Origin of the sequence: Leclercia tamurae (genome assembly GCF_025566055.1) — a bacterium.
GTDB classification, from domain to species: Bacteria; Pseudomonadota; Gammaproteobacteria; order Enterobacterales; family Enterobacteriaceae; genus Enterobacter; species Enterobacter tamurae.
In genome coordinates this window covers 127,679-140,921 of sequence record NZ_JAMHKS010000067.1, presented here as the reverse complement: position 1 = coordinate 140,921, position 13,243 = coordinate 127,679, and the positions used below count along the sequence as shown (strand labels likewise).

The window sequence follows — 13,243 nt, the reverse complement described above, 5'->3', positions numbered from 1 at the left end:
CAGCCCACTGCAGGGATCTACAATACAGGCTCGTGGCCTGAGGCCGGGTACGGCATGTGGACTGCATGGCAGAAAGAACTGGCCGGTTCTTTCTGCACGAAAGGATAATACAAGGCCGGGTAAGGCGAAGCCGCCACCCGGCTTTTTTATGGAGAAAATAAGGAGAGAAATAGCAGGGAAAAAGTAGGAATTCCCAATAAATGCGGTCACTTACAGAATAGGATTGCAGAGAATAACATCCTCCACGCCCCTCACGTAATCTCCTTACATCGGCCCACATCGGGCAAGAATAATAAGGAGTAACCTATGTCTAAACTGAAACCTGCACTTATCGCACTTTCGCTGATGCTGGTGGCTCCGATGGCGGTTCAGGCCGCTGAAATCACCCTGGTACCGGCGGTTAAACTGCAGATTGGCGATCGGGATAATCGGGGTCACCACTGGGATGGCGGCCGCTGGCGTGACAATGACTGGTGGAAGTCCCACTACGAGTGGCGCGACAATCGCTGGCGTCCGCATGGCGAGCATCACGATAATCGCCACAACGATCGTCATGACGATCACCGTCATGGACCGGACTGGAAGCACCATTAAACTCACCCCGCCAACCGGCGGGGTTTTGCGTTACTGCTCGTGGCGTTTAAATACCAGCTCACCTTTCCCTGACGCTTCCTCGTCAAAGACATAGCCTTCGCTGTCGAATGCCGTCAGCTGCTCTGGCTTCGTCAGACGATGTTCAATGATGTAACGGCTCATCAGCCCGCGCGCTTTTTTGGCGTAGAAGCTGATCACTTTGAACTTACCGTTCTTCTCGTCGAGGAACACCGGCTTGATGATTTCCGCATCCAGCTTTTTCGGTTTGACCGATTTGTAGTACTCATCCGACGCCAGGTTGATCAGGATATTGTCACCCTGCGCCTTCAGCGCATCGTTCAGCGTGTCGGTGATGGTCTCGCCCCAGAACTGATACAGATCTTTACCTTTTGCATTCTCCAGGCGAATGCCCATCTCCAGACGATAAGGTTGCATCAGATCCAGCGGGCGCAGCACGCCGTACAGCCCGGAGAGCATGCGTAAATGCTGCTGGGCAAAATCAAAGTCAGCTTCGCTGAACGTTTCTGCCTGCAGGCCGGTATAGACGTCGCCTTTAAAGGCCAGTATCGCCTGGCGGGCATTGGATGGCGTGAAATCCGGCTGCCAGTCGTGAAAGCGGGTGGCATTAAGATCCGCCAGCTTGTCGCTGATGCTCATCAGGCTGGCAATTTGCGGCGCCGACAGCTTGCGCGCCTCGCGGATCAGCTGTTGCGAATGATCCAGCAGTTCAGGCTGGGTATAACGCTCGGTGGCGAGTGGGCTCTGGTAGTCGAGCGTTTTAGCAGGTGAAATCAGAATCAGCATATCCAGTCCTTGCAGGAGATTTGGTGCGATTTTAACAAAAAAACCGCCTCGATTGATCGATGGCTGTTATTGACGTGGCAAATCGTCCCAGGCGCCGGGCGCCAGTTGCGCTGCAATCTCGGGATAACGTGAGACATCAAAAACCGGCTGGACCCCCAGCTTTCGCTGGCGCAGATAATCCCGGGCGATTACGTTGATCACCGGAGAGAGCAGCAGGATCGCCGTCAGGTTAGTGATCGCCATCAGCGCCATAACGATATCCGCCAGCTGCCAGACCACTGGCAGGCTTAACAGGGAGCCGAGCAGCACCATCAGCACCACGCCGCCCCGTAGCAGCCAGCGGGATTTCCGGGCATCGGGATGCAAAAAGATCAGATTGTTTTCGGCATAGATGTAGTTCACCACGATGGAGCTGAAGGCGAACAATACGATGATAAAGGCCACGAAATCAGCGCCCCATCCCCCGGTCAGATTGACCAGTGCCTGCTGCACCAGCTGCACGCCGTCGGTATTAGCCGGCAGATCCACCGGGCCTGCCAGCAGCACGATCATCGCGCTGGCAGTGCAGATGATGATGGTATCAACGAAGACGCCAATCATCTGCACGATCCCCTGAGAAGCCGGGTGGGGCGGCCAGGACGCGGCAGCCGCGGCGGCATTGGGCGTGGAGCCCATACCCGCCTCGTTGGAAAACATACCGCGCTGAAAACCGGCCGTCAGGGCCTGGCTCAGGGTATAACCCAGCGCACCGGCGGCGGCTTCGCGCCAGCCAAAGGCGCTTTTTACGATCAGGATGAAGACCGCAGGGAGCTGGTCGGCGTGCCAGGCGCAGACCACCATGCTGGCGATCACCCACAGCAGCGCCATCGCCGGCACCATCCACTGCATCAGCCGGGCGACGCCTTTGATGCCGGTGAGGATCACCACTAAGGTGAACAGGGCCATCACGCCGCCGGTGATTATTTCCGGGAAGTCGAAGGCGAAACGCAGCGCGTGGGCCACCGAGTGGGCCTGAACGGTATTAAAGATCAGGCCGTAGGCGATGAGTAAGAAGAGAGAAAACAGCACGCCCATCCAGCGCATGCCCAGGCCGCGGGCCATATACCAGGCCGGGCCGCCGCGAAACTGCCCCTGCTTATCCGCTTCCTTATACAGCTGGGCCAGCGAGCATTCGGCAAAGGAGGTCGCCATGCCGATGATGGCGGTCATCCACATCCAGAAGATGGCCCCCGGGCCACCCGCCGAGATCGCCAGCGCCACCCCGGCTACGTTACCGCTGCCGACCCGGGCTGCCAGGCTGGTGCAGAGCACCTGGAACGAGGTTAAGCCTCCCGGCTGGGGACTTAGGCTATTTTTCAGATTATTGCGCAACTGAGGAATGGCGCGAAATTGAATAAAACCGCAACGAAAAGTGAACCAGATCCCTGCCGCAAACAGCAGGTAAATCATCACCGAACCCCACAAAATTTCATTAATAAACGACAGATAATCAGGCATTAACGTCCCTCTTGTTGATGCCAAAGTGCATAGGTAATCGCTACTAATGAGTGAGTAAACAGGTAATTAGCAGAGCGGAATTTGCCAAGTTTATCACAGTATCTTTCAGCGCATTGTCTGCGGTTGCGCTGACCTTCCGTCGTGTTATCATCAGGGCAGACCGGTTACATCCCCCTAACAAGTATACCTGTCATTTTTCCGTTTCTGGCATTCAGCTGGTAACGCGAATTATCCAGGGCAAGTTAAAGAGAAACACTATCATGACGGATAAATTAACCTCCCTTCGTCAGTTCACGACTGTTGTCGCTGACACCGGAGATATCGCGGCAATGAAGTTGTACCAGCCGCAGGATGCCACAACGAACCCTTCTCTGATCCTTAACGCTGCACAGATCCCTGAATACCGCAAACTGATCGACGACGCCGTTGCCTGGGCGAAAAGCCAGAGCAGCTCCCGCGATCAGCAGGTTGTCGATGCCACGGATAAACTGGCTGTTAACATTGGTCTGGAAATTCTGAAGCTGGTTCCGGGCCGTATCTCGACTGAAGTCGATGCGCGTCTGTCCTACGACACCGAAGCGTCTATCGCCAAAGCCAAACACCTGATCAAGCTGTACAACGATGCTGGCATCAGCAACGACCGTATCCTGATCAAACTGGCTTCCACCTGGCAGGGCATCCGCGCTGCAGAACAGCTGGAAAAAGAAGGCATCAACTGTAACCTGACCCTGCTGTTCTCCTTTGCTCAGGCGCGTGCCTGTGCAGAAGCGGGCGTGTTCCTGATCTCTCCATTCGTGGGCCGTATTCTGGACTGGTACAAAACCAATACCGACAAAAAAGAGTACGCGGCGTCTGAAGATCCGGGCGTGGTTTCCGTTACCGAGATTTACGAGTACTACAAACAGCACGGCTATGAAACCGTGGTGATGGGTGCAAGCTTCCGTAACGTTGGCGAAATCCTGGAACTGGCTGGCTGTGACCGCCTGACCATCGCCCCTGCGCTGCTGAAAGAGCTGGCAGAAAGCGAAGGCGCGATCGAGCGTAAGCTGAGCTTTAGCGGCGAAGTGAAAGCCCGTCCTGAGCGCATCACCGAATCCGAATTCCTGTGGCAGCATAACCAGGATCCAATGGCGGTAGACAAGCTGGCGGACGGTATCCGTAAGTTTGCTATCGACCAGGAAAAACTGGAAAAAATGATCGGCGAACTGCTGTAATCATTCCTGCGTGACCGGGCTCCCGGTCACGCTACTTCTCTTGTTCCCTGTCTGAATCCCCCTGCTGCGTGTATCATTCCCTCAATCTGTATTGTTTGAATGGAATGGATATGAATACCTTACGCATTGGCTTAGTTTCCGTCTCAGATCGCGCCTCCAGCGGTGTCTATGAAGATAAAGGCATCCCCGCGCTGGAAGCCTGGCTGGCTTCTGCCCTGACCACCCCTTTTGAAGTGCAAACCCGCTTGATCCCGGATGAACAGGCGATCATCGAACAAACCTTATGTGAACTGGTTGATGAAATGAGCTGCCACCTGGTGCTGACCACGGGCGGAACAGGACCGGCGCGTCGCGACGTGACGCCGGATGCGACCCTCGCCATCGCCGATCGTGAAATGCCGGGTTTTGGCGAACAGATGCGCCAGATCAGCCTGCACTTTGTGCCGACGGCGATCCTCTCCCGTCAGGTAGGCGTAATTCGCAAGCAGGCGCTGATCCTCAATTTGCCGGGCCAGCCGAAGTCGATTAAAGAGACGCTGGAAGGGGTGAAAGAGGCCGACGGTAAGGTGGTGGTGTCAGGTATCTTCGCGAGTGTACCTTATTGTGTACAGCTGCTTGAAGGGCCTTATGTGGAAACCAATCCACAGGTAGTAGCAGCTTTTCGCCCTAAGAGCGCCAGACGCGAAACAATCTCCTGAAATTAACAATAATGTGACATAAGCTGTAACGGCAGTAGCGTGCTAATTGATTTACGGTATAGTAATTTTTTCTTTACGATCGCTGTAAATATAACTCAACAATTCAGCCCATAATGGTTCGCTATGTCACATTACAACCGGCCTCTCAATCGTCAGGATTATAAGACTCTCACCCTGGCCGCACTCGGCGGCGCGCTGGAGTTTTATGACTTCATCATCTTCGTCTTTTTCGCGGCGGTCGTCGGGGCGCTATTCTTCCCCGCAGACATTCCCGAATGGCTGCGTCAGGTACAGACCTTCGGCATTTTTGCCGCCGGGTATCTGGCGCGCCCGCTGGGTGGCATCATCATGGCCCACTTCGGCGATCTGGTGGGACGCAAAAAGATGTTCACCCTCAGCATCCTGCTGATGGCCGTTCCGACCCTCGCGATCGGCCTGCTGCCGACCTATGCCTCGATGGGAATTATTGCCCCGGTATTGCTGCTGCTGATGCGCATCCTGCAGGGGGCGGCGATTGGCGGTGAAGTGCCTGGTGCCTGGGTGTTTGTGGCGGAACATGTGCCGGCCCGGCGGATCGGCATTGCCTGCGGTACGCTGACCGCAGGGCTGACGGTCGGCATCCTGCTGGGCTCCGTTGTGGCGACCCTGGTGAACACCAGCATGACTCAACAGGCAGTGCTCGACTGGGGCTGGCGTATTCCGTTCCTGCTGGGTGGTGCCTTTGGTCTGGTGGCGATGTATCTGCGTCGCTGGCTGCAGGAGACACCGGTCTTCCTCGAGATGCAGCAACGCAAGGCGCTGGCGCAGGAGCTGCCGGTCAAAGCGGTAGTGGTGCGCCATAAAAAAGCGGTAATGGTGTCGATGCTGCTCACCTGGCTGCTGTCGGCGGGGATTGTGGTAGTGATCCTGATGTCGCCGGTCTGGCTGCAAAAACAGTACGGCTTTGCCCCGGCGGTAACGCTGCAGGCCAACAGCATCGCGACCATCATGCTCTGCTTTGGCTGCCTGATTGCCGGGCTGGTGGTGGATCGTATCGGTTCCAGCCTGACCTTTATCATCGGTAGCCTGCTGCTGGCGGCATCAAGCTGGGCGTTCTATCACCTGGTGGGCAGCCATCCGGAGCAGCTGTTCCTGCTGTACGGCGTGGTTGGGCTGTGCGTCGGGGTGGTGGGAGCCGTGCCGTACGTAATGGTCCGCGCCTTCCCGCCGGAAGTGCGCTTCACCGGGATCTCCTTCTCGTATAACGTCTCCTACGCCATCTTCGGCGGCCTGACGCCGATTGCCGTTACGCTGCTGATGGGGGTGTCGCCAATGGCACCGGCCTGGTACGTGCTGGCGCTGTCATTGATGGGGCTGGCACTGGGAATTTGGCTAAGGCAGGGGATGATAGAGAAAGAGGCGCCGGAACTGGCTAACTCCGCTCGCTGAGATGAAGCCGGAGAGATTTCGTGCCCGCAGGGCGGGCACGAAGGGGGATCAGTGTTTTTCACCAATCGGCAGAACGGTGCGGCCGAACTGCTCGTTCAGCACTTCGCCCATCGCCAGGTAGATGGCGCTGGCGCCGCAGACCAGGCCAATCCAGCCGGCTACGTGAATAATGGACTCGCCGTTATCCACCAGGTGACCAACACACAGCAGAGCGAACAGCACGGTCAGGCTCAGGAACACGAACTGCAGCGCACGGTTACCTACCAGGGTGCCAAAGAACATGAACAGCGTGAAGACGCCCCACAGGCCCAGATAGACGCCCAGGAACTGTGGGTTCGCCGCTTCGGTCAGACCCATTTTCGGCATCAGCAGAATGGCGACCAGGGTCAGCCAGAACGAGCCGTAAGAGGTGAATGCGGTTAAACCGAAAGTATTGCCTTTCTTATATTCCAGCAGGCCCGCGAAGATCTGTGCGATACCGCCGTAAAAAATGCCCATCGCCAGGATAACGCCGTCCATCGGGAACATCCCGATATTGTGCAGGTTCAGCAGAATGGTGGTCATACCGAAACCCATCAGGCCCAGCGGAGCCGGATTAGCCAACTTAGTGTTGCCCATAAGTCCTCAAAAAAATCATCATTAATATGGTGAAATGGTGAATCCCACGCCAATTCTCCCTGGCGGGGCGCGGCATCATAATGGGCGGCATCAGCGCCGTCTATGATCTAATCAGGGTGAAATTAAAAATTTTTTTATCCTTCCCCCTTGATGGATGCCGTTGCGACCCCATCTTGTAGTCAACCGCAGTGTGTGGACCTGAAAAAATTCAAATCTGGACAGTTGAAAAAGCACCTTCTGCCCTTATTACAGGTACACAACCACATGTTGACTGAATTTTTAGTGGAGACGTTTAGATGGGTAAAATTATTGGTATCGACCTGGGTACTACCAACTCTTGTGTAGCGATTATGGATGGCACCACTGCACGTGTGCTGGAGAACGCCGAGGGCGATCGCACCACGCCTTCTATCATTGCTTATACCCAGGATGGTGAAACTCTGGTTGGTCAGCCGGCTAAACGTCAGGCAGTGACAAACCCGCAAAACACCCTGTTTGCGATCAAACGCCTGATTGGCCGTCGCTTCCAGGACGAAGAAGTGCAGCGTGATGAAGCCATCATGCCGTACAAAATCATCGGCGCTGAGAACGGCGACGCATGGATTGATGTTAAAGGTCAGAAAATGGCACCGCCGCAGATCTCTGCTGAAGTGCTGAAGAAAATGAAGAAAACGGCTGAAGATTACCTGGGCGAACCGGTAACTGAAGCGGTTATCACCGTACCGGCATACTTCAACGATGCTCAGCGTCAGGCAACCAAAGACGCGGGCCGTATCGCGGGTCTGGAAGTCAAACGTATTATCAACGAACCAACCGCAGCGGCACTGGCCTACGGTCTGGATAAAGAAGTCGGCAACCGTACTATCGCGGTATACGACCTCGGTGGCGGTACTTTCGATATCTCTATTATCGAAATTGACGAAGTTGACGGCGAAAAAACCTTCGAAGTTCTGGCAACCAACGGTGATACCCACCTGGGTGGTGAAGACTTCGACAGCCGTATGATCAACTATCTCGTTGACGAGTTTAAGAAAGATCAAGGCATCGACCTGCGTAACGACCCGCTGGCCATGCAGCGTCTGAAAGAAGCCGCAGAAAAAGCGAAGATTGAGCTCTCTTCTGCGCAGCAGACCGACGTTAACCTGCCGTACATCACTGCAGACGCGACCGGTCCAAAACACATGAACATCAAAGTGACTCGCGCGAAACTGGAAAGCCTGGTCGAAGACCTGGTTAACCGTTCCATCGAGCCGCTGAAAGTTGCTCTGCAGGATGCGGGTCTGTCCGTCTCCGAAATCCAGGACGTTATCCTGGTGGGTGGTCAAACCCGTATGCCAATGGTTCAGAAGAAAGTGGCTGAATTCTTTGGTAAAGAGCCGCGTAAAGACGTTAACCCGGACGAAGCCGTTGCTATCGGTGCTGCCGTTCAGGGTGGCGTGCTGACCGGTGAAGTTAAAGACGTACTGCTGCTGGACGTTACCCCGCTGTCTCTGGGTATCGAAACCATGGGCGGTGTGATGACGGCGCTGATCGCCAAAAACACCACCATCCCGACCAAGCACAGCCAGGTGTTCTCTACCGCTGAAGACAACCAGTCTGCGGTAACCATCCATGTGCTGCAGGGTGAGCGTAAACGTGCCGCAGATAACAAAGATCTGGGTCAGTTTAACCTCGATGGTATCAGCCCGGCACCGCGCGGTATGCCACAGATCGAAGTCACCTTCGACATCGATGCTGACGGTATCCTGCACGTTTCCGCGAAGGACAAAAACAGCGGTAAAGAGCAGAAGATTACCATCAAGGCCTCTTCCGGTCTGAACGAAGAAGAGATCCAGAAGATGGTTCGCGAAGCGGAAGCTAACGCCGAGTCTGACCGTAAGTTTGAAGAGCTGGTTCAGACCCGCAACCAGGGTGACCATCTGCTGCACAGCACCCGTAAGCAGGTTGAAGAAGCCGGCGACAAACTGCCAGCTGACGACAAAACCGCTATCGAGTCTGCACTGAGCGCGCTGGAAGCGTCCCTGAAAGGCGAAGACAAAGCCGATATCGAAGCAAAAATGCAGGCGCTGGCTCAGGTTTCCGAGAAGCTGATGGAGATCGCGCAGCAGCAACACGCACAGCAGCAGGCTGGCGCGGGTGCTGACGCTTCAGCAAACAACGCGAAAGATGACGATGTTGTCGACGCAGAGTTTGAAGAAGTGAAAGACAAAAAATAATCGCCCTTTGAACGGGTAATACACTGGCACGGGCGAAGAGGTTTCCTCTCCGCCCGTGCACGCATGTTAGGGGCAGATAAAACAAGATGGCTAAGCAAGACTATTACGAGATTTTAGGCGTTTCCAAAACAGCGGAAGAGCGTGAAATCAAAAAGGCGTATAAGCGCCTGGCCATGAAATTTCACCCGGATCGCAACCAGGGTGACAAAGAGGCCGAAGCCAAATTTAAAGAGATCAAAGAAGCCTACGAAATCCTGACCGATGCCCAGAAACGTGCGGCCTACGATCAGTACGGCCACGCTGCGTTTGAACAGGGCGGCATGGGCGGCGGCGGCGGCGGATTTGGTGGCGGCGGCGCAGATTTCAGCGATATCTTTGGTGACGTCTTTGGCGACATCTTCGGCGGCGGCCGCGGTCGTCAGCGTGCAGCCCGTGGCGCAGACCTGCGCTACAACATGGAGCTGACGCTGGAAGAGGCCGTACGCGGTGTAACGAAAGAGATCCGCATTCCAACCCTGGAAGAGTGTGACATTTGCCACGGCAGCGGTGCGAAAGTGGGTACCAAACCGCAGACCTGTCCTACCTGTCACGGTTCCGGCCAGGTACAGATGCGCCAGGGCTTCTTTGCAGTGCAGCAGAGCTGTCCGCACTGTCAGGGCCGCGGTACGCTGATCAAGGATCCGTGCAACAAATGCCACGGTCACGGTCGCGTTGAGAAGAGCAAAACCCTGTCCGTTAAAATTCCGGCAGGCGTGGATACCGGCGATCGTATTCGTCTGTCTGGCGAAGGCGAAGCGGGTGAGCATGGCGCACCGGCAGGCGATCTGTACGTTCAGGTGCAGGTGAAGCAGCACGCGATTTTCGAACGTGAAGGCAACAATCTGTACTGCGAAGTGCCGATCAACTTTGCGATGGCGGCGATGGGCGGTGAAATTGAAGTGCCAACCCTCGACGGTCGTGTGAACCTGAAAGTGCCTGGTGAAACCCAGACCGGCAAGCTGTTCCGCATGCGCGGTAAAGGCGTGAAATCGGTCCGTGGCGGCGCACAGGGCGACCTGCTGTGTCGCGTGGTGGTCGAAACCCCGGTTGGCCTGAATGAAAAACAGAAGCAGCTGCTGCGGGAATTGCAGGAGAGCTTTGGCGGCCCAACGGGTGAAAACAATAGCCCGCGCTCCAAAAGCTTCTTTGATGGCGTGAAAAAATTCTTTGACGATTTGACTCGCTAATCCATTAGCTGACGTTCATTTCAAAAAAGCCCGGAAGCGATTCCGGGCTTTTTCTATTTGTGGGTATTGCTCGGTAAAACTGAATTTATACTCAATATTAATCTGTTTTTGCCGAGTTGTTGGGCTTGGTATTATGGTTTTATCGAGGTATTGTTGTAAAAGAGAGAACTTAAGTGAAATTATTACACCGTTTCTTTAGTAGTGAAGCGTCTGGCGGCATCATCCTGATTATCGCTGCCGCCGCCGCGATGGTGCTGGCCAACCTGGGTATCACCCGTGAGCTCTACCATGCGTTTCTGGAAACGCCCGTAGAGCTGAAGGTCGGGGCGCTTGAAATTAATAAGAACATGCTACTGTGGATCAACGATGCACTCATGGCGGTGTTCTTCCTGCTGGTGGGGCTTGAGGTGAAACGCGAGCTGGTAGTGGGCTCGCTTGCCAGCCGCCAGCGAGCGGCGTTTCCGGTCATTGCCGCGCTGGGTGGAATGGTCGTTCCGGCGCTGCTCTTCCTGGCGTTTACCTGGCAGGATCCGGTGGCGCGCCACGGCTGGGCAATCCCGGCGGCAACGGATATCGCCTTTGCCCTTGGGGTACTGGCACTACTGGGAAGCCGCGTCCCGGCAGCGCTGAAAATCTTCCTGATGGCGCTGGCCATCATTGACGATCTTGGCGCTATTGTGATTATCGCGCTGTTCTACACCAGCGAACTGTCGATACTGTCGCTGAGCGTTGCTGCAGGCGCTATTGCAGTGCTGGCGCTGCTGAACCTGTTCAACGTACGCCGTATCGGCATTTACGTGCTGGTGGGGATGGTGCTGTGGACTGCGGTACTGAAATCGGGCGTGCATGCCACGCTGGCAGGGGTGATCGTCGGCTTCTTCGTACCGCTTAAACCACAGAATGGCAAATCACCTGCCAGCCAGCTGGAACATGTGCTTCATCCGTGGGTGGCCTTTATGATCCTGCCGCTGTTTGCTTTTGCTAACGCGGGTATTTCGCTTGGCGGGGTGACGCTGGACGGGCTGACGTCAGTGCTTCCGCTGGGCATCATTGCCGGGTTGTTTATCGGTAAGCCGTTAGGTATCAGCCTGTTCTGTTGGCTGGCGCTGAAACTAAAGCTGGCATCATTGCCACACGGCACCACCTTCAGGCAGATAACGGCCGTGGGCGTGCTGTGCGGAATTGGATTTACCATGTCGATCTTTATCTCGACGCTGGCGTTTGGTGCGCATGCGCCTGAGCTTATCGTCTGGGCAAAACTCGGCATTCTCATCGGGTCATTACTGGCTGCGGTGACGGGTTATACCTTGCTGAAGGTAAAATTGTCCGGACAGGTCGTCCAGGCATAACAGGAAAGCGGGGGAAGGGGAGCCTTCTCCCGATTTACGATCAGGGAGTGAATTCGCGATGTCTCATTTGAATTACAACCATCTTTACTACTTCTGGCATGTCTACAAGCAGGGCTCGGTTGTCGGCGCTGCAGAGGCGCTCTACCTGACGCCGCAGACGATTACCGGGCAGATCAAAGCCCTGGAAGAGCGCCTGCAGGGGAAATTATTCAAGCGTAAGGGACGCGGAATCGAACCCAGCGAGCTCGGCGAACTGGTATTTCGCTACGCTGACAAAATGTTCACCCTGAGCCAGGAGATGCTCGATATCGTCAACTACCGCAAGGAGTCGAACCTGCTCTTTGACGTCGGTGTCGCGGATGCACTGTCAAAACGGCTGGTCAGCGGCGTGCTGGACGCGGCGGTGGTTGAAGATGAGCAAATCCACCTGCGCTGCTTTGAATCCACCCACGAGATGCTGCTCGAGCAGCTGAGCCAGCATAAGCTGGATATGATTATCTCCGACTGCCCGATCGACTCCACCCAGCAGGAAGGACTGTTCTCGGTGAAGATTGGCGAATGTGGGGTGAGCTTCTGGTGCATCAACCCGCCGCCGGAAAAACCCTTTCCGGCCTGTCTGGAAGAGCGCCGTCTGCTGGTGCCCGGTAGACGCTCCATGCTCGGCCGCAAGCTGCTGAACTGGTTTAACTCCCAGGGGCTGAAGGTCGAGATTCTGGGTGAATTTGATGATGCGGCGCTGATGAAGGCATTCGGGGAAGCGCATAACGCGATATTTGTCGCGCCGACGCTCTATGCGCACGATCTGTATGCCGATGAGAAAATTACAGAGATTGGCAGGGTGGATAATGTGATGGAGGAGTATCACGCAATATTTGCGGAAAGAATGATTCAGCATCCGGCGGTACAGCGTATCTGTAACCGTGACTACTCGGCGCTGTTTACGCCACCGGCGATCTGAAGGCATAAAAAAACCCGCGTTAAGCGGGTTCTTTAAACAAGCAACAACAAGTGGCGATTAAGCCAGTTTGCTGATCTGCGCGGTCAGGTTTGCTTTATGACGCGCTGCTTTGTTTTTGTGGATCAGACCTTTAGCAGCCTGACGGTCCACGATTGGTTGCATTTCGTTAAATGCGTTCTGCGCTGCAGCTTTGTCGCCAGCTTCGATTGCTGCGTATACTTTCTTGATGAAAGTACGCATCATAGAGCGACGGCTTGCGTTGTGCTTACGAGCCTTTTCAGACTGAACGGCACGTTTCTTAGCTGATTTGATATTAGCCAAGTCCAACTCCCAAATATGATCTATGTGGACAATTCAAAGGCCGAGGAATATGCCCTCTTTGCCTTCTTTTGTCAATGGATTTGTGCAAATAAGCGCCGTTAATAAGCGACGCTAAGTTACGTAGTGATGGCGCAGGATTCTACCAGCTTGTCTCTCCTGAATACAGCTTTTCGATACAAAAATCCTCATCTGCAGCCAGATTTTTTCGCTGAGAAAGGCAACCCTGATGAAATCATTACGGCTTTCTGTTTTGCGTGAACAATCGCCGGTTAACCTTAACCGCTGTACAAGGTATACTTTGGCGATTTTCACTGTTTTGA

At 54.9% G+C, this 13,243-nt stretch carries 12 protein-coding genes and 1 pseudogene; 9 read left to right on the top strand and 4 right to left on the bottom strand.

Annotation, left to right across the window (positions count from 1 at the left end; translation table 11 throughout):
- Nucleotides 1-306 precede the first annotated feature (306 nt).
- On the top strand, nucleotides 307-594 hold the full coding sequence (locus tag M8318_RS05970; RefSeq protein WP_106994173.1) for a DUF2502 domain-containing protein: 288 nt from the start codon (nucleotides 307-309) through the stop codon (nucleotides 592-594).
- Between the two features lie 30 nt (nucleotides 595-624).
- Here the strand turns inward: M8318_RS05970 and yaaA are convergent, their stop codons facing one another.
- Nucleotides 625-1,398: a peroxide stress protein YaaA gene (gene yaaA, locus M8318_RS05965; RefSeq protein WP_262661387.1), complete on the bottom strand. Its 774-nt coding sequence runs from the start codon at nucleotides 1,396-1,398 to the stop codon at nucleotides 625-627.
- A gap of 66 nt (nucleotides 1,399-1,464) precedes the next feature.
- Nucleotides 1,465-2,895: an alanine/glycine:cation symporter family protein gene (locus tag M8318_RS05960; protein WP_262661385.1), complete on the bottom strand. Its 1,431-nt coding sequence runs from the start codon at nucleotides 2,893-2,895 to the stop codon at nucleotides 1,465-1,467.
- A 260-nt stretch (nucleotides 2,896-3,155) separates the two neighbouring features.
- On the opposite strand from M8318_RS05960, the gene tal reads away from it, so the two are divergent.
- From tal to M8318_RS05945, 3 genes are all read left to right on the top strand, one after another.
- The gene (tal, locus tag M8318_RS05955; RefSeq protein ID WP_262661383.1) at nucleotides 3,156-4,109 is read left to right on the top strand and encodes a transaldolase; all 954 of its coding nucleotides are present in this window, start codon (nucleotides 3,156-3,158) and stop codon (nucleotides 4,107-4,109) included.
- Nucleotides 4,110-4,219: 110 nt separating this feature from the next.
- Nucleotides 4,220-4,807 carry a molybdopterin adenylyltransferase gene (gene mog, locus M8318_RS05950; RefSeq protein WP_262661381.1) on the top strand — a complete coding sequence of 196 codons (588 nt, stop codon included), beginning with the start codon at nucleotides 4,220-4,222 and terminating at the stop codon, nucleotides 4,805-4,807.
- A 123-nt stretch (nucleotides 4,808-4,930) separates the two neighbouring features.
- Complete coding sequence (locus M8318_RS05945; protein ID WP_262661379.1) at nucleotides 4,931-6,235, top strand: MFS transporter; 1,305 nt, start codon at nucleotides 4,931-4,933, stop codon at nucleotides 6,233-6,235.
- Between the two features lie 48 nt (nucleotides 6,236-6,283).
- Here the strand turns inward: M8318_RS05945 and satP are convergent, their stop codons facing one another.
- Nucleotides 6,284-6,853 (bottom strand): acetate uptake transporter, encoded by a 570-nt coding sequence (gene satP, locus M8318_RS05940; protein WP_262661377.1) that lies wholly within the window; start codon nucleotides 6,851-6,853, stop codon nucleotides 6,284-6,286.
- Nucleotides 6,854-7,149: 296 nt separating this feature from the next.
- Between satP and dnaK the strand changes: the two genes are divergently transcribed.
- From dnaK to nhaR, 4 genes are all read left to right on the top strand, one after another.
- Entirely contained in the window at nucleotides 7,150-9,069 is a 1,920-nt protein-coding gene (dnaK, locus tag M8318_RS05935; protein ID WP_106994183.1) for a molecular chaperone DnaK, read from the top strand.
- Between the two features lie 86 nt (nucleotides 9,070-9,155).
- Complete coding sequence (gene dnaJ, locus M8318_RS05930) at nucleotides 9,156-10,295, top strand: molecular chaperone DnaJ (protein ID WP_261644739.1); 1,140 nt, start codon at nucleotides 9,156-9,158, stop codon at nucleotides 10,293-10,295.
- Nucleotides 10,296-10,468: 173 nt separating this feature from the next.
- Nucleotides 10,469-11,644 carry a Na+/H+ antiporter NhaA gene (gene nhaA, locus M8318_RS05925; protein ID WP_262661376.1) on the top strand — a complete coding sequence of 392 codons (1,176 nt, stop codon included), beginning with the start codon at nucleotides 10,469-10,471 and terminating at the stop codon, nucleotides 11,642-11,644.
- 58 nt (nucleotides 11,645-11,702) lie between these two features.
- Nucleotides 11,703-12,602, top strand: coding sequence for a transcriptional activator NhaR (gene nhaR, locus M8318_RS05920; protein ID WP_262661374.1), 900 nt, complete (start codon nucleotides 11,703-11,705; stop codon nucleotides 12,600-12,602).
- Between the two features lie 57 nt (nucleotides 12,603-12,659).
- Here nhaR and rpsT read toward each other — a convergent pair whose 3' ends face one another.
- Nucleotides 12,660-12,923, bottom strand: coding sequence for a 30S ribosomal protein S20 (gene rpsT / locus M8318_RS05915; protein ID WP_012015991.1), 264 nt, complete (start codon nucleotides 12,921-12,923; stop codon nucleotides 12,660-12,662).
- Nucleotides 12,924-13,024: 101 nt separating this feature from the next.
- Here rpsT and M8318_RS05910 point away from each other — a divergent pair.
- Nucleotides 13,025-13,243 (top strand): annotated as a pseudogene (locus M8318_RS05910) (DUF2575 domain-containing protein).

Bases quoted from the DNA above. Each gene is read 5' to 3' on its own strand.
- M8318_RS05970 (WP_106994173.1), top strand. From the start codon at position 307: ATGTCTAAACTGAAACCTGCACTTATCGCACTTTCGCTGATGCTGGTG.
- yaaA (WP_262661387.1), bottom strand. From the start codon at position 1,398: ATGCTGATTCTGATTTCACCTGCTAAAACGCTCGACTACCAGAGCCCA.
- M8318_RS05960 (WP_262661385.1), bottom strand. From the start codon at position 2,895: ATGCCTGATTATCTGTCGTTTATTAATGAAATTTTGTGGGGTTCGGTG.
- tal (WP_262661383.1), top strand. From the start codon at position 3,156: ATGACGGATAAATTAACCTCCCTTCGTCAGTTCACGACTGTTGTCGCT.
- mog (WP_262661381.1), top strand. From the start codon at position 4,220: ATGAATACCTTACGCATTGGCTTAGTTTCCGTCTCAGATCGCGCCTCC.
- M8318_RS05945 (WP_262661379.1), top strand. From the start codon at position 4,931: ATGTCACATTACAACCGGCCTCTCAATCGTCAGGATTATAAGACTCTC.
- satP (WP_262661377.1), bottom strand. From the start codon at position 6,853: ATGGGCAACACTAAGTTGGCTAATCCGGCTCCGCTGGGCCTGATGGGT.
- dnaK (WP_106994183.1), top strand. From the start codon at position 7,150: ATGGGTAAAATTATTGGTATCGACCTGGGTACTACCAACTCTTGTGTA.
- dnaJ (WP_261644739.1), top strand. From the start codon at position 9,156: ATGGCTAAGCAAGACTATTACGAGATTTTAGGCGTTTCCAAAACAGCG.
- nhaR (WP_262661374.1), top strand. From the start codon at position 11,703: ATGTCTCATTTGAATTACAACCATCTTTACTACTTCTGGCATGTCTAC.